At 37.7% G+C, this 23733-nt stretch carries 18 protein-coding genes; 6 read left to right on the top strand and 12 right to left on the bottom strand.

Going from position 1 to position 23733, the window contains the following annotated elements; translation table 11 throughout:
• From F885_RS00600 to F885_RS00625, 6 genes are all read right to left on the bottom strand, one after another.
• Positions 1-362, bottom strand: a 362-nt coding sequence (locus F885_RS00600) for a hypothetical protein (protein ID WP_005322908.1), incomplete at its 3' end; no start/stop codon positions are given.
• A gap of 313 nt (positions 363-675) precedes the next feature.
• On the bottom strand, positions 676-978 hold the full coding sequence (locus F885_RS00605; protein WP_005322906.1) for a hypothetical protein: 303 nt from the start codon (positions 976-978) through the stop codon (positions 676-678).
• A gap of 115 nt (positions 979-1093) precedes the next feature.
• Positions 1094-1477 carry a hypothetical protein gene (locus F885_RS00610; RefSeq protein WP_005322904.1) on the bottom strand — a complete coding sequence of 128 codons (384 nt, stop codon included), beginning with the start codon at positions 1475-1477 and terminating at the stop codon, positions 1094-1096.
• Between the two features lie 28 nt (positions 1478-1505).
• On the bottom strand, positions 1506-2273 hold the full coding sequence (locus tag F885_RS00615) for a hypothetical protein (protein ID WP_005322902.1): 768 nt from the start codon (positions 2271-2273) through the stop codon (positions 1506-1508).
• Between the two features lie 23 nt (positions 2274-2296).
• Positions 2297-3874, bottom strand: coding sequence for a CAP domain-containing protein (locus F885_RS00620; RefSeq protein ID WP_005322900.1), 1578 nt, complete (start codon positions 3872-3874; stop codon positions 2297-2299).
• A 30-nt stretch (positions 3875-3904) separates the two neighbouring features.
• Positions 3905-4513, bottom strand: coding sequence for a sortase family protein (locus F885_RS00625; RefSeq protein ID WP_005322898.1), 609 nt, complete (start codon positions 4511-4513; stop codon positions 3905-3907).
• 1380 nt (positions 4514-5893) lie between these two features.
• Between F885_RS00625 and F885_RS00630 the strand changes: the two genes are divergently transcribed.
• Entirely contained in the window at positions 5894-6238 is a 345-nt protein-coding gene (locus F885_RS00630; RefSeq protein ID WP_005322896.1) for a hypothetical protein, read from the top strand.
• A complete protein-coding gene (locus tag F885_RS00635; RefSeq protein WP_005322894.1) occupies positions 6225-7076 on the top strand; it encodes a hypothetical protein in 852 nt (283 codons plus the stop codon). Before F885_RS00630 ends, F885_RS00635 begins: the two co-directional genes overlap by 14 nt.
• Positions 7077-7226: 150 nt before the next feature.
• Here F885_RS00635 and F885_RS00640 read toward each other — a convergent pair whose 3' ends face one another.
• Positions 7227-8174 carry a MobA/MobL family protein gene (locus tag F885_RS00640; protein WP_005322892.1) on the bottom strand — a complete coding sequence of 316 codons (948 nt, stop codon included), beginning with the start codon at positions 8172-8174 and terminating at the stop codon, positions 7227-7229.
• A 595-nt stretch (positions 8175-8769) separates the two neighbouring features.
• On the opposite strand from F885_RS00640, the gene F885_RS00645 reads away from it, so the two are divergent.
• Both F885_RS00645 and F885_RS00650 read left to right on the top strand, forming a co-directional pair.
• Entirely contained in the window at positions 8770-9471 is a 702-nt protein-coding gene (locus tag F885_RS00645; protein WP_005322887.1) for a hypothetical protein, read from the top strand.
• Positions 9472-9719: 248 nt separating this feature from the next.
• Positions 9720-9935, top strand: coding sequence for a hypothetical protein (locus tag F885_RS00650; protein WP_005322885.1), 216 nt, complete (start codon positions 9720-9722; stop codon positions 9933-9935).
• 267 nt (positions 9936-10202) lie between these two features.
• Here the strand turns inward: F885_RS00650 and groL are convergent, their stop codons facing one another.
• The 5 genes from groL to F885_RS00675 form a co-directional block, all read right to left on the bottom strand.
• Positions 10203-11837, bottom strand: coding sequence for a chaperonin GroEL (gene groL / locus F885_RS00655; protein WP_005322884.1), 1635 nt, complete (start codon positions 11835-11837; stop codon positions 10203-10205).
• Between the two features lie 58 nt (positions 11838-11895).
• A complete protein-coding gene (locus F885_RS00660; RefSeq protein ID WP_004801462.1) occupies positions 11896-12186 on the bottom strand; it encodes a co-chaperone GroES in 291 nt (96 codons plus the stop codon).
• 236 nt (positions 12187-12422) lie between these two features.
• On the bottom strand, positions 12423-18410 hold the full coding sequence (locus F885_RS00665; RefSeq protein ID WP_005322883.1) for an Ig-like domain-containing protein: 5988 nt from the start codon (positions 18408-18410) through the stop codon (positions 12423-12425).
• 363 nt (positions 18411-18773) lie between these two features.
• Positions 18774-19532, bottom strand: a complete 759-nt coding sequence (locus tag F885_RS00670; RefSeq protein WP_005322881.1) for a metallophosphoesterase family protein — start codon at positions 19530-19532, stop codon at positions 18774-18776.
• A complete protein-coding gene (locus tag F885_RS00675) occupies positions 19513-20451 on the bottom strand; it encodes a diacylglycerol/lipid kinase family protein (RefSeq protein WP_005322880.1) in 939 nt (312 codons plus the stop codon). The genes F885_RS00670 and F885_RS00675 overlap by 20 nt, the downstream gene beginning before the upstream one ends.
• Before the next feature lie 397 nt (positions 20452-20848).
• On the opposite strand from F885_RS00675, the gene F885_RS00680 reads away from it, so the two are divergent.
• Complete coding sequence (locus F885_RS00680; protein WP_004801473.1) at positions 20849-22678, top strand: phosphoenolpyruvate carboxykinase (GTP); 1830 nt, start codon at positions 20849-20851, stop codon at positions 22676-22678.
• 193 nt (positions 22679-22871) lie between these two features.
• Positions 22872-23579 carry a hypothetical protein gene (locus F885_RS00685; RefSeq protein WP_005322870.1) on the top strand — a complete coding sequence of 236 codons (708 nt, stop codon included), beginning with the start codon at positions 22872-22874 and terminating at the stop codon, positions 23577-23579.
• The last annotated feature ends 154 nt before the right edge of the window (positions 23580-23733 follow it).

Genomic DNA, 23733 nt, shown 5'->3' with positions numbered 1-23733 from the left:
TTTTCAAAAAGCTGGAAAAAGAATAAAACTAGTGGAAGTGCGAAACTAAGAATAAAGATTGGATCTATGCTGAAATCACTATCAGAAGAAATTGGTTTTACTGAATGATGATAGATAGGTTCATCAAAATTCTTCCAAGTATGTGCTTCCGTATCATGATCAGTAGAATTTTTGAGTGAATCATTTGAATGCTGCAAAGACCAATGACTAGATGCATCATCCTCAACAACAATACTCAACTCATGTTGGTGTTCAATATTCTCAAGTAAGACAGGTGCCCACGCATGAACTCCCGTAATTGTTATCGTAAACAAAAACAGGATAAATGCGAGTATATGCTTAGACAACCTACTTGAACGCATAGCGATGGAAATACTACTGATTTGCTAACAAAATACTAAAAAGTTTTATTAAAGTAAATCTCTCTCCTCAACATTTGAGAATGAATATGTTCGAAACTATTACCAATATCAGCAAAAGGAGTATGAATAAGCTCAAATCCGATCTATCTAATACTTACCCATTTTTTAGGGCAACTATTAAGCTAAATTTGAGCTAAGTTTTCTACATTCGTCAAATCATCCGCTACTGCTAGATAAGTATGTAATTATTAAATTCGGCATTAAGCAAAAAATAAGGGAAAAACTATTCCCTTATTTTTAGATAAAATAAATTTTAGGCAACATCCTCTTTAAAGTACTGATGCTTTCTTTTGGAATTATGCTTCCAGCTTTTAGCTACATTATAGACTGAAGATGGAAGATCATCCCATTCTTCTGGCAAACCAGAACCTCGTGCAACACGAAGTTTTAAAGGATAGTCCTTATATTCGATCAAATGAAAAAAATAGAAACTACGTTCTGGATATGTACTGAACTTTTTAAAATAAGCATTCCTCATATAGGGATATCGTTTTCGGATACCATCTTTAGGATCGATTTTTACAGGGCGCTGGTACTGAAATTTCAGCTTTTGCATATTACCTCCTAGTTTAAATTATCTAGAAGGGATCCTCAGCGTAGTAATTCATGTTTTAAAAACCTCTGGTCAATTATCGTTTTAGCTTTATATATTTAGCCTACCTTAGATCAAGCTATTTAAAATAATAGCCTAGCGTATCGTCTTTTGAATCTCCCCACCCCGTCCATATCTGGGTCAATTTTACATAACGCTGATTAACGCTTTGAACTCTATATAAATAGCTACGTGGTGGAGAAATATTATTCGTTCGTACTTTCTCAATTAAAATAAAAGTCTTGTCATCTAGCCATTTTACTCGAAGTGGTAAAGGATCTTGGCATTGCCCCATTTCGGCATACATTGCTGCATCCTTACTATTTTTGGCAAAAGACAATCCTGCGCATTCAGTATCTGGCAAATCTAAGACCAGACGCTTTCCTACTAGGCTTTCTTTTGCACCAGCACAAGCTAGTGTTGAAAGACTTAAACATAATCCTGCGAATATTAATTTTTTCATTTGATTGGACTCTTTATTTATTTGGAGGTTAAAACACATTGTCAATAAAACCACACTGTAAAATGTGCTGTGAAGAATTGACTGGGTTGTCATAAAGACTGATAAAAGCAATCATGTCATTCAGATAAGAAGTGTCACGTTTATAGGGCTGGCTATAAATATAAATCTGTTTGGGTGTATAGATCTTTTGATTTTGGAAAACTTCTCCATTGAATACTTTTAAATGTGGGTATTTCTGAAAGACCTGTGTGGTCTTGATTCTCTTTCCGTTATCCTTATCCTGATCTAAGGCCTTATCCCACTGCTGTTTAAAGTTTTTAAATTGCTGCCCTGTATAGCGACTGAATTTAATATTTAATCTGTTCTCAATTTTTTGTTGAGTTGTCTTAATGTCATCTGCACGATAGATCGATGTACTTACTCCTGCAACACTGACATGCATTGAGGTCTCAATCCGTTGAATTGGATTGCTTTTGTTTCTAGGCAAATAGACAGTTGTTTCTGGGCAGTCTTCACAGAAACCTTCATCATCTGAATCATCGATAATAGTGGTCTTTTGCTTGCTATATTGCTGTTGAAATTGTTTCTGAAGTTTAATAATAGCTGGCGTTGATATATCTGTCCTTTCACCCAACGCCAGTTGGTTACTAAAAGATTGTTCTTTTTCAGCCCAATCCAGACAGGATAATCCCTGCTCTAAAGTTAAAGATGAAGCAGAAATAGGTTGAGCCGTCGCGGTATGTATCATGAGCAGCGAGATACTCGTAACGAGAATTTTTTGAATCATACATGTCATTTTGTTGTTGTCCTTATTTTCGATTACCGATCATTCACGTTAAACCAGTAGGAATATTCTTTAGGCTGACCATTCACCAGAACATTGCTGAGTTTGACGTCGTAGATCTCGTTCAGTTTTAAATCGTCAAAGTTAAACTGGATATGGTTGGGAACACCATTATTTTCATAGCGGATATTACTGATCTTCTGTTTAGCTCCACTACTTCGTTCTGTGACGACAACAGTGGCTTTGGCGTAGTCCACATTGCGATTGGCAAAGAAGTTTTTTTGATCAGTTAAAACTGAAATCGAGAGAATTGAACCCGCCCTATAATATTTGGCTGGATAGTTGTGGTAGGGATAGGCAATCACACCGAGTGGTGCAGTCGTTGCATCATTAAAGGGATAAACCACTTTGTAAGACGTCCCGACCACATAAGGGAATCGGGTATCCTTAAACGAGGGTGCATTGACTGAACCATATGCTGATTTTTGTAGGAATGGATTGAGCATCCAGAGTCGATGCCCTACATCTCCTGCAAACAGGTTTAATTTGTCATGCACCATATTGGTAATGCTTTCGGCAGGTGAATAGTCATATTTATTCTGCCTTACCCCCATTTCCAGACTACTGGTTTTTGCACCCACCGCACCAATATCTGAATAGCAGTTGGTGTTCGCTTCGGGATAATGGGTAAAGATGTTGTTTGCCGCAAGAATCAGTGCGGTCTGCATCATCTCATCTTCATGGGCATAATCGTATGTAATACTTGGCAGCCCATGCAAGGCACGAACTGTATTGAATTCATTTAAGAATTCATTTCTAAACTTTGCACTGAGCTTACCCGCATAACAGTTGTTGAGATCAGGTGCCTCGCTCATAGGTGAAGCCTTAAACACATCAAAGCTGATGGTTTTACTCTCTGCTGCCAGTGTTTTGGTATCACCATCTTGGGTGAGTTTAAGGGTACATAACCCTGCACCAATCCCCTTGAGTTCACCCTGACTATACGTACAGGTTGCAGTAGACAGGCTGCTGATCGTGACAGGCAATTTGGTACTGGATTCAGCTTCTAGTGAATAAATACTCTCCGTCAGGATGTATTTAATTTTGAGTGGGGTAATGGTTTGTTTGGCCTTAGTTACACAAACATTATTTTCTAGATATTGATCGGCAGCACACGTCACATTGACGGTCATGCTGCTATTCAATGCTAGAACTTTTGCCGTGCCTGCCTGTGTCAGTGCCAGAGTACACTGTCCAACCTTTAGGGCTTTAAGTTCACTATCATTTACACTACAGATGTTGGGGGTATTACTGCTAAAAGTCACTGCCAGACCTTGATCTGTTTGCAGCGATAATGGATAGCTTTGACCTTGAATCAGCGTACTGAATGGTAGTGACTGGATATTCTGCACTGCCTTATTTTTACATGCACCGTCTTCCAGATATTGGCTTTCAGCACAGGTCACGGGCTTGGGATTGCCATTATCTAGATTACCCGTTCCGCCGCCATTGGAAGAACTAGAATCTCCACTTGAACCGCCTCCACATCCGACCATGACTGTGCTGATTGACAACATCAGCACAGATGGCATAAACGATCTTGAAATCATCATGATTGACTGCCTTAAATTTTTATATTGTTGTTATTGATAGTGATCAGCCGAAAGGAGTTGACGGATTTCACTGGCCATCTGAGGGCTACGCCAAGGAAACAGCACTTTAAGACTATAATTCGGTTTAAATTGATCCCGTGTTCCAATATTGACTTGGAACTCACGTTTCATTGGTGTTCGATGTACTTGTTGGTTAACATGGGTTCCCATCATTGGGTTACTGATCACGGTAGTCGTGGTTCTAAAGCGATCTTCAACCAGATTGTAATGTCCAACAGAAGTTATATAGTCAAAAGGATATTTGACTAAGCGTTGGTCAGGCTGATCAAACAGGATGATGGTTTTGTCTTGACTGTTAATCCAGACTCCACGATTTTGATAATTAAAAGTTTCACCTTGGCGTTTCAGTTGTTCGGTCATCCCATCAAAGTAAGTATTTCCGTATTGATAAAGGTAGTAAATGATTACAAACCAGAATAGGTCAAAGCCAAAGAAAAAGTAGCCAAACCATCCAAAGGAAAAGATTTTGCCAATGATCAGAAAGATCACAATCGGTGCCACTACACATTTTAAAAATAGCTTGGATTTTTGTGGACGGTTTTCGATTGGAATGATTTTAGGTTTGGTTAATTCAGTCATGGTTGTTCCCCGCATGTTCAATGCAATTCACAATCACCAGCAGATATAAATATAAAAAGATCTATTTTTTATAGGCGTGTTTTTGCCATCCACCGTTGGATTGTTCTTGTAAAATGTTTTTTTAATACAGACGAATAATAAAAATTAGCCGTCTAGTCCCCGCTGCAAAGCACAACAAGGTTGAACAGGTGGTGAGGCACAAATGAGAAAAGATAGATACAGCATGAGAAGCTCCTAGATGTTTATAGAAGTTCTACCAATTACTGCTAAATAATGGTGGCAGAACGAAAAGGGGTTAGCAGACTGATCATCTAGGAATCAGCACACCCGAAGGTGTCCCCCTTCCGTCCTACCATAGAAAAAAAGGGGGACGAGAGGATTCCCACACTCAATTTATATCCAAAAATATAAATGTCATGTGCTAGATGAATACGGTCTGCTAAAACCGACTGGCAATGTAGGCCAGCGAGCCCATATTAATTTTATCCAGCGCTTTAGTCAATTTTAGCAATACTAAAAACTGGACGATCAGTTTGGACTCAACGAATTTAATCTAAGTGATTGATTTTTCCCATTAGACCAAATTAAACCAATCGATTGGCTTATTTTGATCTCATGGATGAGTCTAAAATGAACTGTTCTTCTTTATTAAAATAAAACAATAAAATGAATCAATAAATCTCCCAACCATACCTTTAAATATTTGGACTAATGAAATGGGATTAGTCATATCAGCTAAGATTCCGATTGGACTTATCCTTGTATGATCTTATTCAATACAGCTATGGGTGATATCCTAATTCAACCTATTCATATTAGAGAAAGCTTAGTGAAAGTCTTCAATATTATTGAGTCCGTGATGAATGGATCATGAATTCAGCTCATGATTACCAACAGTCACTCTAAATTTTATGGATTAAAAATATCTAATACCTATTCCAATGATTCCTTAAAGCACCAAAAAGAATAAACATTGAACAATGACCATCATCCATAAACACTACTAACAAACAGCTTCCTAGCCGTCAGCAATCAAAAATATCTTCAGGTTAATCAATACATTATTTAATGTTAAGATATGTAAAAACATCAAATTGAATTGTTGACAGGTTAAGGTATACCCAGCTAAGCTAATCCTACACAGCAAAATCTGTGTTCAGGCGTAGGAAACCTGATACTATTCACAAGGTGCAAAATACAGTCGCACTAGCGGCTATTTTTTTGCCTACTGTTTTAGCAGTCGTTATGGCGGCTTGACAGGACAGCCTTTTGGCTGGCCGTACCTTGTGAGCGGTATTTCCTACTCCTGTCGAGCTGCCACCATCACCGTAGGAAAGTGATGCTGGTAAGCCTTAAAAACTTACTCACAAGGAAACGACTATGAACGCAATTCTTCATGGTGCAAGCACTTGCACACCTAAAAAACAAGCCTCTCAACTGATTGTTGAACTCGGTAAATCTATTTCAAATCCTCAGCGTCAGACACTCGCTAACCTCTATATCGCTGTTGATACCGCAAATTCCTTACTCAACGAACTTGAACAAGCACATCAGATCATTCGTGAATGTATGAATGAAATGAATGATGAACAAATTCTCAAAGTCGCAAAGCTCAATCAAAATAACAACCTCTCCTCTCTATGGGCATTCCGTACGCATCAACGTCACAAGTTGATTGAACGCGCACAACGTGTGCTGTTTGGAGCTGGTCATGTCCCAGGCTAAGAAGAATAACAATCTCCTGATTTCGGGAGACTATCCTTTAATTGCTTCGCCTACGCTTGCAAAAGCGTATGGCGTTGCGGCCGCCAATTTTCTACAGAAATTGCATTATTGCTTAGAAAATAACGAAGGGAAAATTTTTAATGGAAAAAAGTATTGGTTCCATAGCTACGAGCAATGGCAGATAACACTTGGCGTTTATAGCGTATCAACAATCAAACGAATTGTGGCAAAGTTAAAGCAAGCTGGAATTCTTGTGATTGAAAAGTTGGCACAGAACAAATGGCTACAAACCAATTTCTATACGATTAACTATAAGAAATTAAAACAACTCATCACGCTGAATAATGGACAAAACAATCTGCCTAACGAGATAGTCCCAACTCCTGATCCAGTCATAATCACACCCTCTCTGGAGAAGTCTGCCCAAGCAGTCCAGTCATCCATGTTAATGAATTCAATTCAACAGGCATTTCAAGCCATCAAAGTTAAATCAAATACAGTTGAACCCTCATTAAAAGTGGCAAAAGAATCCCGTCTGCGCCCCAACTTTGTCACGTGTGAATCTTATTCAGTAAAAGGATTGAGCCACCCCCTCCACCCTACTGCATCAAAAGAAACGTTAAAAAATATGGATATGAATTACCGCTGCTTTTATCAAGCACTCAGGCAGCAACGTGTAGATATTGATTATGATGATCAACGTATTCAACAACTCTTAAAGTATCAGAAGCGGATTCTTCAACATATTGCATTTATCAAACAGAATTTTGCAGGACATGAGCGCTATCAGTGGCATCAACTTGAGCAATTGCAAATGGAAAATTATTTAAAGAAGTAGGTCAAATTGTACTAAGACCAATTTCAAATGATCCATCTATTAAAGTGCATAGATGGATCATTTGATTAAATCAAAGGTTGAACAAAGACTGATTAAATCCATTGAACTGGCTCATCAGAGATAACAAACTTTGGTTTTTTCATCTATATATTAAAACTCAAAATCTAGATTTTTCGATTGATCACGCTGATGTGTATTCGCATTTTCCTGTTCATATTTTTTAGCCAACGCTAACTCATACTCTTTTTTATAGAGTTCACACAGGTTATTTTGACGAATTTCCCGAATCTCCTTTCTATAATTTGCCACCTTGTCTTGATCTTCAGGATCGGTGCTATACAGTAACTGTCTAGGAATTTGAGGCACATCCTTTAATTTAGTTCCATATTTTTTATTATAATCTTCATTTGATAAACACGATACTGCACTACTCACTTCTAATTGAACACCATGAATTTCTACAATCTTGGTTGGCGCATATTTTTCTAAAAATTCATTAATTATTTTTTCAGTTTTTGTTCGATAGTGAAATAATATATTACGACCAAACCCAAGCACATCAGCCGTGATTTTTAATGCACCACCTTTATCAGGATTTTTTTGACGATATTGCTTAAAGAACTGCTCAGGGGAACGTTGAATATTATCCAGCATACTTTTTTCTGAAAATAATAAATGTAAATGTGGTTGTTCTGACTGTCCATCCAGTGCTGCAACATGATTATGAATTGCGATTGTACATGGCATTTTATATTGACCACAAAACTCATGCATTAACCTTTCAGACAATTCAATACGGCGATTTTTATCCAATTCTTTTGGCAAAGCAATTGTAATATGCGATGAGGTTCGTCGGGTCAAACTTGTATATTGATCTGCCGCATGCCAAAATTTTTCTGGATGATTATCTACCCATTGAGGCATATGATAAGAAGCACAATATTCAAGCTCTTCAATGTCACTTTTATGCTTAGAAAAATATAAGGTGCGAGTAATATAGTGATAGGCACTTTTTGATAGTCGATACTTTGAATGACCGTCACTCAATTTTATTTGACTATCACCTTTAACGTTGTGACTTAAATGAAAATAATACATTTTTACTTCCGATATTAATTTAATTGGAATATCGGATCCTACAAAATTTTAAAATTTCATGATTCGTTTCGTGAAGAAAAATGAAAAAAACTTGAATTTCGATAAAAAAAACACATTCAATAAAACTACATGAGTAACAAAACCCAAAAATAAGAGTAACAGACTAAAAAATTTAAAAAAACATGAACTTTTATCAATAAAAACAGATATATAAGCTATTCATAAAAAACGTGTAACAGCTTAGCTAAATAAGAGTAACACCTACTAAAAATATGAGTAACGCCGATAGCACATAAGAGTAACACCATATAATCTTTAAAAATCATAAACTTAAAAATTAACAGGGCTGCGCAGCACGAGGGGAAGTGTCTTTTAAATGAGAGCGAAGCGAAATTTAAAAAGACACGGATACGAGCTATAAAAAATCTTTTTTGCATTCGCAAAAAAGATTTTTTATCTGTCCCACTATTAACAGCCATAAATTAACAGCTCAAATTAACAGAAGAGTAGTATTTTTTGAAAACATCAACTTATGACAATTTTTTTTAAGACTCTGTGATATACCAAAATTTTCTCAAATAAAGATGGTTTAAAAATGACTAGAGTAAAATTAACAGTGAATGAGATAATTTTAAGAGTCGAAAAACACTTAAAACAGATAGCTAAACGTACTCATTCAGATGAGTTAATACTACAATTAATTCAATCGAAAACTGCAAATCAATTTACAGAAGAAGACATTAAAAATTTGAGAAACAAATATCATAAAGTTTTAGAATTAAATAGATTAGAAGAAGTAATGGACGCTATCTGCTCAATCAAAAAGAGTGATCGCTCTGATATTGAAAATGATATCGTTGATATGAGTGGATATGAAGATCCTTCTTTTCAAACTGATGAAATAAGAAAAATCGCATTAAAAATGCTAAGAAACTACAATCGAAGAGTTCCTGATTCAATAAAACAAAAAGCACACAATGAAATTAAAAAATCTTTGAATAATTCGTATAAGCAAAGAGATCAGAAGATAAAAGATCGAAAGCAAGAGAATCATGAGAAATTTTTTCTTGGCAGTGTGCTTATATCATTTTTAAAATCTAAAGATGTTGAAATGAATTATCTGGATATTACACTTAAGATGATAGAGCTTTATCAGACTAAAAATTATTTTAGCAGAGAAGTATTTTCAGAATATGAAATAAATGAATTTAAATTCTCAGAAATTGGTAGAAAATTTAACAATAAAAAAAATGCTATTTTATCCGACCCCCAAAATCTTTTTAAAAATAAATCATAAATTAAACGATAATGTAGTATACGTTTAGCTCATTTATTTTAAATGAGCTAAGCTATCAACATTGTTATTACCCACAACTAACAAAAGATTATTTACTGATATAATAAAAAATAAGTCTTTTTTTGATTTTTTAAAAATTTCTCATCTTTTTTTTGGTTTTTTCCATATATCTCATCTTTTTTTTTTATATTTTGATAGCCTTTATTTTAAGAGGTTTTCTCTTAAAACTTTATTGAAGGAGATATTTAATGGCTGTATCTATAGACCTAACTAATACCGAACGTCGAGTATCTACTGCCGAATTCGCTTTGCGCATGAATATTTCAGAAAAGGAGCTATATGATCGAATTAAAACTGGTCGCGTGACAAGACCAATCAAAGATGGACGTAAAAATTACTGGCTTAATAGCTATGTCCTTTCCTGTATTATTCATGAGGAAAACTCCACTCTTACGTTAGAATGAAATAGCTGTTGTTCTAAGTCAAAAACGCCTGATTTTTCTCAGGCGTATTTTTTCAATATTTTCATTCATCCAATAGTTAAATTTTTATCTAATATGATGACTTTAGTTTTTAAGAGATCTAGTAGATCTATAAAATTTAAAAGGTCACAAATAAAATTTGTGACCTTTTTTGTAACAAACTTGAATGTGAGTAACATTATGAGTAAGTTCAACAAATATAGTTTAAATATTATTAAATTACAATAATTTAAACTAAATATGCGCGGCTTACATCATTCCGCCCATACCACCCATACCGCCCATATCTGGAGCAGCTGGTTTGTCTTCAGGGATATCAGTAATCATACATTCAGTTGTCAACATCAAACCTGCAACAGAAGCTGCATGTTCAAGAGCAGAACGCGTTACTTTAGCAGGGTCAAGAATACCCATCTCTAACATATCGCCATATTCGCCAGTTGCAGCGTTATAACCGAAGTTACCTTCACCCGCTTTAACTGCATTGATCACAACTGAAGGCTCATCACCTGCGTTTGAAACGATTTGACGAAGCGGCGCTTCAATCGCACGACGTAAAATGTTGATACCTGCAGTTTGATCTTCGTTCGCACCTTTTAAGCCATCCAATACGTTTACAGCACGTACCAGTGCAACACCACCACCTGCAACAACACCTTCTTCTACTGCTGCACGAGTTGCGTGAAGAGCATCGTCGACACGATCTTTTTTCTCTTTCATTTCAACTTCAGTTGCCGCACCAATTTTGATGACTGCAACACCGCCAGCTAATTTAGCAACGCGTTCTTGAAGTTTTTCTTTGTCGTATTCAGAAGTAGATTCTTCGATTTGCGCACGGATCTGTTGAACACGTTCAGCGATTTGTGCAGCATTACCAGCACCATCAACAATCACAGTGTTTTCTTTAGAAACAGTGATTTTGTGTGCAGTACCTAGATCTTGAAGAGAAGCTTGCTCTAAAGACATGCCGACTTCTTCAGAAATCACAGTCGCGCCAGTCAAGATCGCGATGTCTTGAAGCATTGCTTTACGACGATCACCAAAACCTGGTGCTTTAACCGCACATACTTTGATAATACCGCGCATGTTGTTCACAACAAGTGTTGCAAGCGCTTCACCTTCAACATCTTCAGCAATGATAAGAAGTGGTTTACCAGTTTTAGCAACAGCTTCTAATACAGCGATCAATTCACGGATATTGCCGATTTTTTTATCAACAAGAAGAATGAATGGATTTTCAAGTTCAGCAGTTAAGGTATCTTGCTTGTTCGCGAAGTATGGAGAGATATAACCACGGTCGAACTGCATACCTTCTACAACGTCTAAAGCGTCTTCGAAGCCAGAACCTTCTTCTACAGTGATAACACCTTCTTTACCAACTTTTTCCATCGCTTGAGCGATAAGTTTACCAACAGTCGTATCAGAGTTCGCAGAGATTGAACCTACTTGTTCAATTGCTTTGAAATCATCAGCAGGCTTTGCATTGGTACGGATATTTTCAACTACAGTTTTCACTGCGATGTCGATACCACGTTTTAAATCCATTGGGTTCATACCTGCAGTTACAGATTTGATCCCTTCATTTAAAATTGCTTGAGCAAGTACAGTTGCAGTTGTTGTACCGTCACCCGCGATGTCATTTGTTTTAGAAGAAACTTCGCGAACAAGTTGAGCACCCATGTTTTCAAACTTGTCTTTTAAAGAAATTTCTTTCGCAACGGTTACACCATCTTTTGTGATGTGTGGTGCACCAAAAGAACGGTCGATGACAACGTTACGGCCTTTAGGGCCTAAAGTAACTTTTACTGCATCTGCAAGTGTGTTTACGCCTGCGATCATTTTTGAGCGAGCTGAATCACCAAATTTTACGTCTTTAGCTGACATGTGAAACTCCGAATCTTTTTAAATACTGTATCTGATTAATTTGTGAGTTATGTATCGATTAGCCTTCAAGTACAGCTAAGATATCTGACTCTTTCATGATCAAGAGCTCTTCACCGCTTACTTTTACTGTTGTACCTGCATAAGTACCGAACAATACTTTATCGCCAACTTTAACGTCTAAAGCACGAATGCCATTGTCAGTGATTTGACCATTACCTACTGCAATTACTTCACCTTGAGATGGTTTTTCAGCAGCAGAACCTGGAAGTAAAATACCACCAGCCGTTTTAGTTTCTTCTTCTACGCGACGAATCACAACACGATCATGTAATGGACGAATGTTGCTCATAGTTAACTCCATCAGACTTAGTCTTTTTGATTAATTCGTATCGCCAATTCATGGCAATACATAAAATTTTGATATGCCACTTTTGTGGGGTTAAAAAAAATAGCTTCAAGGGGCGAATTAAAAAAAACTCGACTTTTTTAGTATTTTTTCTTCAAACTGATTTTGATTGAACAAATTGTCTACAGCCAAGAAAAAGAGCTGTCATTGACAGCTCTTAGATTTTCATAAAAAGATGTTTAAATAATAATTTGGTGATTACCCAATAATTCACTCAATGTTGTGTTGACATTGTTAAGCACTACTAATTGAACACCGTTCTCAACAGAGGCTTCACCATCTCGATCTATACTCACGATGGTATTCTCGCCCTCTTGCTTGACATGAATGAATTTTTCCAGAGATGCAGTCGAACCATCCCCAGTGTAATCCGTCAATAATTGACTGAGATCGATCTTATCTGCTTGTAAATCTGCCCAAACGTTACCAACATGAAAATCTTGCCAGCGATCAACAAGTCCATCACTATAGTTCAATATGTTATAAATCACAGTATCCGAACCAGCACCTCCAATATAGGTATCGTGACCACCACGACCATCCAAAATATTGTTCCCAGCGTTCCCTGTAATCACATTATCCAATCCATTACCTGTGGCATTGATATTTGCACTACCAACTAGCTCAAGATCTTCAATATAACGCCCACTTTCTAAATGTCTTTCTATACTTTCTGGGTCATTTACCCAGTCATAATTCCCCATCAGACTATAACTTACAGAACTCAAAACTTTATCATGCCCACCAAAGTCTACATCTCGGTAACCAGATTCGATCAGTTGATTTTCCCAATAACCACTTTCAACCCACGAATACTCCTCATGTCTTTCAATCCAAACATTTTCATAATGACCTTCAACCCACTGATCTTTGTAAGAATCACCAAACCAAATCTGCTCAGAATACAGATTACTGACCCACTCTTGCTCAATCTCAGGTCCATTAAGGGCATAACCGTCCTGCCATAATCCTAATTCGGAGTCAAAATACTGATTTACATAAGCATCATATGAACCATCATCAGTATAGTAACGCTTACCGTCCTGATCACTATAGTAATCACGGTAGCGCCATTCCCCATTGTCAAACCAAATTTCCTCATAATGGCCTTCTATTAAAACTGGTTCATAATGGCCTTCTATCCATTGCTTTTCATAATATCCATCAAACCACTGAGATACATAATGGCTATCATCTACCCACACTTCTTTATAATTTTCATAATGCTCAATACGATATTCTTGGATAAAATCAGAACCATGATCTACTTGATAAATATTATCAGTCTGATCTCCTCTAAATTGATCTACCTTAATCTGGGGAATCTCTGTTGGTTTAATTATTACCGTAGCACTTTGGTTTCCCGCACTATCAATTACAGTCACAGCCAATGAGGTTGCTTTATTATTCATATAGACTTCAAATATTCCCTCCTTTTTCACAATAACTGTATTGGTATAAGACGGCTGACCGTCAAAATTATAAGTTATTTCAACTAAGGCCTTAGGTTCTGCATGACCGATGAGATAACCAGATTGATTGACTGCAAATTGCGTTGCCGCAGCTGGTGCGACAGTATCGACTGGCGTAATAACTTCGGTATAGTTACTTTGATAGCCATTTTGTTCTACAACAACCCGTAGTACCTCACCCGTCGCTTGAGAACGATTTAATTCAATATTAAAATGTCCCCATTTATCGACAACGATATCACCAACAAGAAAACCTTGAGCATTTACAACTTTTAAGTAGCTATCGGGTACAGCATCTCCTGATATAAAGAAACCATTGTCAGACATAACGATATTTTCAGCTGGGCTGGGCGCATTACTATCGGCATTAAAAATAATGTGAACTGGCGTGCTGACATTTTTTGCTAAATCCGTTGCAGTAATAAATAACTGCTCACCGCGTAAAACTGGTGGATAAATACTTAAATTGAAATGCCCCGTTTCATCTGTGTTGAACTCTGCACGAACATCACCATCAGCATCAATGACTTTGATTGTAGCTTTTGGTTCAGATTGTCCACTAATTCCATCACCATTTTCAGTAATAACCACCTCACTGAGCAGTGGCTCAATATTATCCAAAGGTGCAATAACTTCAGTGATTGGACCATATAGACTGTTCGTTGGGTCTAAGGCTCGGACATATAATGTCTGTCCCTGTAAATAGTAGTTATTAAGCTGTATATTAAACGTACCATCTTCATTAACAACTAAATTCCACCAATTACTATCAACACGCTCCCCTATTGCATTACTGACAATAATCTGCAAACCAGCAACTGCCTGACCAGATAAATTATGTCCTTCTGTATCAAGCAATAAATCTGTCACAGCTTGCGGGGTATTGAGTAATACAGGCAAAACTTTTTGTACAACATCACTGCGATTTCCTGCAGGATCTCTCACCACAAAACTTAAGGTTTGTGTTTGATATTGACTATAGTTGATCGAGTGAGAAAAAGAGCCATTGTAGGCCACAGTCGTTGTGATCAAATTTCCATATTGATCAATAATATCAACTCTTGCATTTGATTCAGCCAGACCAGAAATCCATCCTGCTTCATTTATGCTGATATTTTCAGCAGCGAGAGGTGCAACTTCATCTAATGGCGCAACAATCGTTACTTTTTCACTCACATTGCCTGCACGATCAGTGACTGTGACCGTTAACGTCTGCGCGTTTAAATAAAATTGATTCAAATAAACAGTAAATGTGCCATCACTATATGCCGTACTGCTCCATCTACTGACTAGATTATTATTCTGATCATAAACTTGAATGATGCTATTAGGTTCAGCGATACCCGTTAAAATCGAGCTATCGCTGCCCTCCGTTAATTTAAGACTCTTAGCCGCATCTGGTGGAGTTGAGTCGTTTATGGCTTCAAGTGAAAGAGTTTCACTTTGATTTCCAGCTCGATCAAAAACAATAAAACTTAATTGTTGTCCTTTTAAATAGACATTATCAAACCAACCTGAAACCTTACCATCACTCCCCGCAGAACCGCGTCCAACTTCATTGTGGTTTGCATCATAAATTTTAATTGTACTATTGGCTTCTGCTATTGCTGTAAAACGACGTCCATCTTGATCAAACTTAACTGATTGAATGGGGTTAGGATTAATATCATCTATAGGCGCAACAATGCTGGTTTTTTCACTGACATTTCCTGCACGGTCAATCACAGTTACAGTTAATATTTGGCCTTTTAAATAATATTGATTTAGATAGACAGCAAATGTTCCATCCGCATTAACCGTATTATTCCATGAATAAACTAACTGACTATTTTCATCATAGATCAAGATCGTGGCATTTGCTTCTGCCATACCCGTTAGAATCGATCCATTATGACTTTCAGCCAGAAGAAGATTTGTCGCTGCCTCTGGTGGTGTATTATCATTTAGTGCATAAGCAGTAACGGCTTCACTCTGGTTGTCTGCCCGATCAAAAACAATAAAACTTAATTGTTGCCCCTTTAAATAAACATAATTTAATTGACCTGAAACTTTACCTTCACTATCGGCATAACCACGCCCAATTTCGTTATGATTTACATCATAGATTCTAACTATGCTATTGGCTTCTGCTATTGCAGTAAAACGACGACCGTCCTCATTGAACTCAATCGATTGAATGGGTTCAGGCTTAATGTTATCTAAAGGTGCAACAATGGCTACCTTTTCACACACATTTCCCGCGCGGTCAGTTACTGTTACCGTTAAAGTCTGCTCTTTTAAATAATATTGACTAAAATCTATAGCAAATGTGCCATCAGAATTAACTGTCGTGTCCCATGGATAAACCAAACTATTATTTTGATCATACACTTGGATTGTGGCATCAGGTTCTGCGGTGCCTGTTAAGATTGAACCAGATCCTCCCTCTACAAGCTTAAGCTTGGTCGCAACTTCTGGAGCTACTGTATCCACGACAACTTTTTCAATTGCAGTTTCTACAATATTCCCCGCAATGTCTGTTCCAACAACCTTAAATAAATAAGTACCATCAGCTAAATTAACTTGTTTAACAGTCGTTTCTGCCCAGGTTTTCCCACCATCTTTAGAAACTTCATAGCGATTATTAAGCGTGGCTTCTTTATTAATTACAATTGGATTTAATGCCTGTAAATCAAAGCTATTATCTTGGGTAATTCGATCAAAAGGTGAACTCCCAGTGTCATTTAAATTAACTATTTTTAAAGTACCTGCAGCTGGTGCGATCGTATCTATTGTGACGATAGGAGACAATACTTCACTGCTATTCCCCGCTTGATCCGTCACAATGGCTTTAAATTGATAAACTCCATCTGACAAATCTTTTTGTGCGACAACGGTCTCAGTCCACTCACCGCCATTTTTAGACATTTGGTAGGTAACTACTGTTCCCTGTTCCTGTCCGTTAAGATTCAAATTAAAGGTCTGATCGTTGGTGATGTAATCCGTCGCTGAAACACCTGTATCGGTAAAATCTATAAATGATAAAACACCAGTCTGCGGTGGCGTTTTATCAACAGTCACAAGCGGAGACAACACTTCACTGCTATTCCCCGCCGGATCCGTCACAATGGCTTTAAATTGATAAACTCCATCTGACAAATCTTTTTGTGCGACAACGGTCTCAGTCCACTCACCGCCATTTTTAGACACTTGATAGCTAACTACTGTTCCTTGTTCCTGCCCTTTAAGGCTCAAATTAAAGGTCTGATCATTGGTGATGTAATCCGTCGCTGAAACACCTGTATCGGTAAAATCGGTAAAGGATAAAATACCTGCCTGCGGTGGCGTTTTATCAACAGTCACACGCTGAGACAACACTTCACTGCTATTCCCTGCCTGATCCTTCACAATGGCTTTAAATTGATAAACCCCATCTGACAAATCTTTTTGTGTGACAACGGTCTCAGTCCACTCACTACCATTTTTAGACACTTGGTATTTAACTACTGTTCCTTGCTCTTGTCCTATTAAGCGCAGATCAAACGTATTATTTTGTGTAATATAGTCCGTATCCGAATAACCACTATCAACAAAATGTGTAAAAGCCAGATGCCCTGCAACAGGTGCGGTTGTATCAGGGGCTGTGATCAGAGTAGCTGTACTTTCATTGCCAACTTGATCTTTAGCAGTTACATAAAGCTGTTCGCCATTGGTCAAAGCATGAACTAAAGTCAGACTAAATTTACCATCAGCTCCCACTATCGTTTCCGCTAACGCTTTACCAGTTACATCTTTCACAATAACCATACTGCCAATTTCAGCTTGGCCAGTTATGGTTTTTCCATCCTGTTGCTCAGTGAAACTACCTTGAGGTGAAACAGGTGCGGTTGTATCAGGTGCCGTGATCCGAGTAGCCGTACTTTCATTGCCAGCTTGATCTTTAGCAGTCATATCAAGCTGTTCACCATTGGTCAAAGCATGAACCAAAGTCAGACTAAATTTACCATCAGCTCCCACTATCGTTTCCGCCAACACTTTACCAGTTACATCTTTCACAATAACCATACTGCCAATTTCAGCTTGACCTATTATGGTTTTTCCATCCTGTTGTGCAGTAAAACTACCTTGAGGTGATACAGGCGCTGTGGTATCAGGGGCTGGATCATTTTTTTTACTGCCATTACCGCCACCACTGGCAGCAGCGATTGCACCGACACCTGCCACACTTCCAGTAATCCATGCCCAAGTCGGGATGCTCCCTACTGTGCTAGAAGCTGTCGTTGCAATTGCATGGCTAGTCTCAACTGAACGATCAGTTGCAATCGCATTCGGGATCTCAGATATGGAACGAACAACCGAGCTATCAGAGGCTAAAACATCTGGTGACACGCCATCCAAGACCAAATAATCGTAAATCGGTTGCTCTTCAACTTTAGTGTCGACAATTGCAGCCCATAAACTTTCTCCATCCTGTAACGGAAGCTGCAAAATATCCTGTACAAAGAACCCTTCTAGAATAACTTTTGTACCATCAACTAGATGCACAATTGCATCATTACCAATACGTGTAATTGAAGCGATTTGATCAACTTTAACCCCAGATTTTGCAAGCAAAGCTTGATTTAAAAGGATTGGTTTTGTTTGTCCTGCTATTCCGATCTCAGATGTGGCGGCTGTTTTATGATTATTTTTATTCAGTAAAAATACACGTTTCATTTTGACCCCTAACTGCCTACTGAAATCGCAAAAATGTTCAATATTTTATTTGCGATTTGCATATATTATTAAAAAGCAAATCTTAGCAAAACTTAGGCAGTTACAACATATTACAAACTAAAATTTAGAAAGAAAAACTCAGCAGTTTTCAAAGTAATTTATATTTTTTAAGAAAGAATAAGCTCAATTATAAAATGTGTTTTTTATTTTAAAATCCAAACTAACTCATTGATGGATAAAATATTAATCAAAATTTTAGTCGTTAAACACATTTCAATTACCGCCGAACAAAACAAGTAAGGCTAAATTTATATAACCTATAACCATCATCTACTTAAGCACACAAGAATCTTTATAACTGGTTTATTTCAATGTGTGAAAGTTACCCAAGCTCTCATCAAACCAATAATGTTCAATCTTGCCATCATCCGAAATTACATTAAAACTATTGGTTAATCCAAAGCGTAATCGATTTGAAGTCGCTGTTCCGGCATGAATATCAAAGATTGGATGATCAAATCCCAATTGAAAAATTTGATTTAAATCATGCACAGCAACTTTATGCAGATGTCCGTGCAATAAACCAAATAACCCTGTCTCTCCCCAGCGTTCTAAAGCAATTTTTCCAAGCACAGGACAATCTTTATCACCATGCTCATTTGGGAAGGTATAAAAAGGCTGATGGAAAACCACCAGTTTTATTTTATTCGCTGGCGCATGATGTAACTTTTCATAGGTTTCATGAATTTGATCCAGTGAAATATGTCCCCGCGTATGATATCGCCGCCGAATACTGTTCATCCCGACAATATAAAAATGCTCTGTTTCTAAGGTTGTTTCTAAGCGGCCAAAAAAAGCCTGATAACGAACAAAGGGAGAAAAGAAGCGATTCCAAACATGATACAGCGGGATATCATGATTACCTGGAACAACAATATAAGGAAGGTTGAGAGAATCTAGAAATTGGCGACATGCATAAAACTGCTTAAAACGCGCACGCTGTGTGAGATCGCCACTGACTACAATGGCTTCAGGACGATGTTGTTGGCAAAATTGCTTAATTGCTTGAATGCAACCGTCACGTTCCGTTCCAAAATGTAGATCAGACAGGTGTAATAACATTCGGAACCATCACTTTTAACGCGGATTTTTTCACTGAAAATTTTAATGGGGTGTCCATCACCATAAGTTCTCCATCTATTGCCACCGTTAATTTTGGCTTTTTACAATTGACTAGTATATGTTCGGCACAAAATGAATACACATCAGAAGCTTGATCAATTTTACCCTGAACCAATTTCCATAACATTTTCATTAAGCTGAAACGATCACTTTTGGCAACAACAACCCCTGCTAACTTTCCATTAGCAGCACATTCTGCAATTCTTAATTTCATATCACTCAGTTGCAGTTGATTATTACCAAAAAAAACTAAAGGAGTTGCAACGGGATAGCGCTGTTCATCAATGGTCACCGCAAGTTTTAAGGATTTATGTTCACGCAGTAATACATCCAAACCCGATGTATAGGCATTTAGCGGAAAACGTCCAAGTCGCTGATTGTATAATTCACGCTTTTTTATAAATAAAGGATACAACCCTAAACTCGCATTGTTGAGATAAATCTGATCATTAATTGCAGCAACATGGACTTCTTGTATCGCCCCAGTCGCAATCACTTCTGCCGCTTGCGCAACATCAATCGGGATATTCAACGCCCGTGCAACATAATTAAACGTACCCAGCGGTATGATCCCCATCGGAATATCTGTATGGATTAACTGTTTTGCAACCGCATTTAAAGTTCCATCTCCCCCAGCCGCAACCACAACGCCACGTAATTCAGTCTGTTGATGCCTAGCCAAAACAGTTCTCATCATGTCATCAAAATTAACCTGCTGATTTAATTCAAAAACCTGAATTTCAAACCCATATTGTGTCCAATATGTCATAAGACGCTCATATTCATCATCTTGCTGCGCAGCATGGAAACCTGATTTTTGATTATAAATAATAGATAAAGGCTGTAAATTTCGACTCATTCGCATCAACCTTGGGGCTTTTGATAAGCCTATTTTTGTTTACAAAATCAACAAATAAAAGCAAGTTTATGTAAATTTTGAATGAACATTATTCATATAATCAATAACAATTCTCAAAAAATTAAAAATAAATTAAAATACTGATTAAAAAAGAAATTTATAAAAAAAATATTACATATAAAAAAACAAAATAATAAAACATAGAATAATAAAATTATTAAAAAACAATATTATAATCACAAACCAACATTTCCCACCTTACACACCTACCTATTCTTTAGTCTTATATTTTTTATGATTTTATGCTTTAATACAGCCACTTTTTTTACTTCATCTGTCTCACTGCCATCCAGTGGATAGAATTTGTACGTCGTACACACTTTAAAAAGGCATCACCATGACCCAAGTGAACGCACCAGAATTCGTTCGTCACCCTAAGCTGATTGCATGGGTGGAAGAAATTGCAAAATTGACCAAACCAGCAAAAATCGAATGGTGTGACGGTAGCGAAGAAGAATATCAACGTCTCATGGACTTGATGATCGCTAACGGCACCATGCAAAAACTTAACCAAGAAAAACATCCTGGTTCTTATCTTGCAAATTCTGATCCTTCTGACGTTGCTCGTGTTGAAGACCGTACTTATATCTGCTCGCAAAATGAAGAAGATGCTGGCGCAACAAACAACTGGGTTGCTCCTGCAGAAATGCGCGAAAAATTAAATGGATTATTTGACGGTGCAATGGAAGGCCGTACCATGTATGTGGTTCCCTTCTCGATGGGTCCTTTAGGAAGCCACATTGCTCACATTGGTATCGAGTTAACAGATTCACCTTACGTTGCAGTCAGCATGACTAAAATGGCACGTATGGGTAAAGCAGTTTATGACGTGTTAGGTACAGATGGTGAGTTTATCCCATGCGTACACACTGTTGCTGCACCATTAAAAGATGGTCAAAAAGATGTTGCTTGGCCATGTAACAACGAAAAATATATCGTTCACTATCCAGAAACTCGTGAAATCTGGTCTTACGGTTCTGGCTACGGCGGTAATGCATTGCTTGGTAAAAAATGCCTAGCATTACGTATTGCTTCTGCAATGGGTCGTGAGCAAGGCTGGTTAGCTGAACACATGCTGATTTTAGGTGTGACTAACCCACAAGGTGAAAAACACTACATCGCAGCAGCATTCCCTTCTGCATGTGGTAAAACAAACTTTGCGATGTTAATTCCACCAGCAGGTTACGAAGGCTGGAAGATTGAAACTGTAGGTGACGATATTGCTTGGATCAAACCAGGTGAAGATGGTCGCTTATATGCAATCAATCCAGAAGCTGGTTTCTTCGGTGTTGCACCTGGTACAAATACCAAAACTAACCCGAACTGCATTGCAACGATGCATAAAGATGTGATTTACACTAACGTTGCCGTAACTAAAGATGGCGAAGTATGGTGGGAAGGTCTAACTAAAGAAGTTCCAGCTGATCTTATCACTTGGAAAGGTCAACCATACGTTGAAGGCGAAAAAGCAGCACATCCAAACTCACGTTTTACTGTTTCTGCGGGTCAATGCCCTTCGATTGACGCTGACTGGGAAAATCCAGCAGGCGTACCAATCTCTGCATTCATCTTCGGTGGTCGTCGTGCAGACACAGTGCCTTTAGTTTCTGAAGCATTTGACTGGGTTGATGGCGTTTATAAAGCAGCAACGATGGGCTCTGAAACAACTGCGGCAGCGGTTGGTCAACAAGGTATCGTTCGTCGTGACCCATTCGCAATGCTTCCATTTGCGGGTTATAACATGGCTGATTACTTCGGTCACTGGTTACAACTTGGTCAAGAAGTTGGTGCAAAAGCTGAAGCTGCTGGTAATAAACTACCAAAAATCTTCAACGTAAACTGGTTCCGTCGTGATGCTGAAGGCAACTTCGTATGGCCTGGTTTCGGTCAAAACATGCGTGTTCTTGAATGGATCATTGATCGTTGTGAAGGCCGTGCTGAAGCGACTGAAACACCAATCGGTTATGTTCCAACTTACGAACAGTTAAACTGGAATGGTATTGATTTCTCTAAAGAGCAATTCAACACTGTTACAGCTCAAGACAAAGATCAATGGATCAAAGAACTTGAAAGCCACACTGAGTTATTCACTAAACTTGGTGCTCGCTTACCTCAAGCACTTAAAGATCGTCAAAATGAATTATTAGCAGCTGTTAAATCTGCTTAATCATAATTGACATAAAAAGGTCGCTACGGCGGCCTTTTTTGGCATCTTACATTGCAAAACTATAATAAACTAACAGCCTCAAAAGTAATTTCCATCCATCAAAGATGAACAAATCAAAACTTTAATGTGCCAGCAAAAGTCAGTTAAAAAATATAAAGAGATCCATATTTTATCGATTTAAACAGGAAAAGTTATGCAACAAGACATTACAATTGCACAAGATTTTTTAAAATTACTCCCAGACTCAGACACTGTTTTTGCAGCCAAAGACTCTTTTCTCGCAAAGCATTTACTCCCCCTCATTTCGATTGACCTTACCCAGATCAATCCTAAATGGCAAGGTTGGATTCATTTAGTCAATCCAATTGAGCCTTATGAATGCTACATCGGCTCAGAAACTGCTGAGTTTTATAACGAATTTGCGCATGAAAATTGGTTTATTTTACAGTTGGATGAGCAGTCTCAATATCATTGGCTGGCTGATCAACACTATTTTATTTTAGAAAATAAAAGCCATCCTTCATACACTGAGGTTTTGACTCACAGTCAAGAAATGCATGAAGACTTTAAACAGGTTAAACAACGCTTCTTAGAACAAAAAAGAGTGATTAGCACATCTGATGTCAATTATCAAAATGACAAGCCCACCATTTTACTCAATCAACTGGGTGGTGATGCTGAATATGGCAACTGGTGCTACCCGATTGAAGAACAACTTAAATTGGAAAATATGGAACAAGATGACCATTGTTTTGTACACATCTTTGACCAACAGCAACGACGTTATTATTTTATTGCCTCCGCATCTGGTTGGGAGTATTGCAATCATGGTGCCGACAATATCTTGATGTTTTACCAACCCGAAACTCGACGTGTCCTATTTACATTTGACTGGACGTAACCAATCACAGGTCGCTACAGCGGCCTTTTTTAATGCCCGATTTTCGAAAATTCCTATCAATCCTCCACCCCACGCTAGGTATTCCCATTAAGCTTTGGACGAAATAAATTGCAAAGTTAACGAATATTAACAATAATTGTAATAATAATATTTC

The organism is Acinetobacter higginsii, assembly GCF_000369845.1.
In the GTDB taxonomy this organism is placed as follows: domain Bacteria; phylum Pseudomonadota; class Gammaproteobacteria; order Pseudomonadales; family Moraxellaceae; genus Acinetobacter; species Acinetobacter higginsii.
This window is presented reverse-complemented; position numbering and strand designations above follow the sequence as displayed.

What these genes read in the sequence shown, in the direction of transcription:
- F885_RS00645 (WP_005322887.1), top strand. Translation starts at nt 8,770, where the DNA reads ATGACTAGAGTAAAATTAACAGTGAATGAGATAATTTTAAGAGTCGAA.
- F885_RS00665 (WP_005322883.1), bottom strand. Translation starts at nt 18,410, where the DNA reads ATGAAACGTGTATTTTTACTGAATAAAAATAATCATAAAACAGCCGCC.
- F885_RS00605 (WP_005322906.1), bottom strand. Translation starts at nt 978, where the DNA reads ATGCAAAAGCTGAAATTTCAGTACCAGCGCCCTGTAAAAATCGATCCT.
- F885_RS00675 (WP_005322880.1), bottom strand. Translation starts at nt 20,451, where the DNA reads ATGAGTCGAAATTTACAGCCTTTATCTATTATTTATAATCAAAAATCA.
- groL (WP_005322884.1), bottom strand. Translation starts at nt 11,837, where the DNA reads ATGTCAGCTAAAGACGTAAAATTTGGTGATTCAGCTCGCTCAAAAATG.
- F885_RS00670 (WP_005322881.1), bottom strand. Translation starts at nt 19,532, where the DNA reads ATGTTATTACACCTGTCTGATCTACATTTTGGAACGGAACGTGACGGT.
- F885_RS00630 (WP_005322896.1), top strand. Translation starts at nt 5,894, where the DNA reads ATGAACGCAATTCTTCATGGTGCAAGCACTTGCACACCTAAAAAACAA.
- F885_RS00620 (WP_005322900.1), bottom strand. Translation starts at nt 3,874, where the DNA reads ATGATGATTTCAAGATCGTTTATGCCATCTGTGCTGATGTTGTCAATC.
- F885_RS00640 (WP_005322892.1), bottom strand. Translation starts at nt 8,174, where the DNA reads ATGTATTATTTTCATTTAAGTCACAACGTTAAAGGTGATAGTCAAATA.
- F885_RS00650 (WP_005322885.1), top strand. Translation starts at nt 9,720, where the DNA reads ATGGCTGTATCTATAGACCTAACTAATACCGAACGTCGAGTATCTACT.
- F885_RS00685 (WP_005322870.1), top strand. Translation starts at nt 22,872, where the DNA reads ATGCAACAAGACATTACAATTGCACAAGATTTTTTAAAATTACTCCCA.
- F885_RS00610 (WP_005322904.1), bottom strand. Translation starts at nt 1,477, where the DNA reads ATGAAAAAATTAATATTCGCAGGATTATGTTTAAGTCTTTCAACACTA.
- F885_RS00615 (WP_005322902.1), bottom strand. Translation starts at nt 2,273, where the DNA reads ATGACATGTATGATTCAAAAAATTCTCGTTACGAGTATCTCGCTGCTC.
- F885_RS00660 (WP_004801462.1), bottom strand. Translation starts at nt 12,186, where the DNA reads ATGAGCAACATTCGTCCATTACATGATCGTGTTGTGATTCGTCGCGTA.
- F885_RS00625 (WP_005322898.1), bottom strand. Translation starts at nt 4,513, where the DNA reads ATGACTGAATTAACCAAACCTAAAATCATTCCAATCGAAAACCGTCCA.
- F885_RS00680 (WP_004801473.1), top strand. Translation starts at nt 20,849, where the DNA reads ATGACCCAAGTGAACGCACCAGAATTCGTTCGTCACCCTAAGCTGATT.
- F885_RS00635 (WP_005322894.1), top strand. Translation starts at nt 6,225, where the DNA reads ATGTCCCAGGCTAAGAAGAATAACAATCTCCTGATTTCGGGAGACTAT.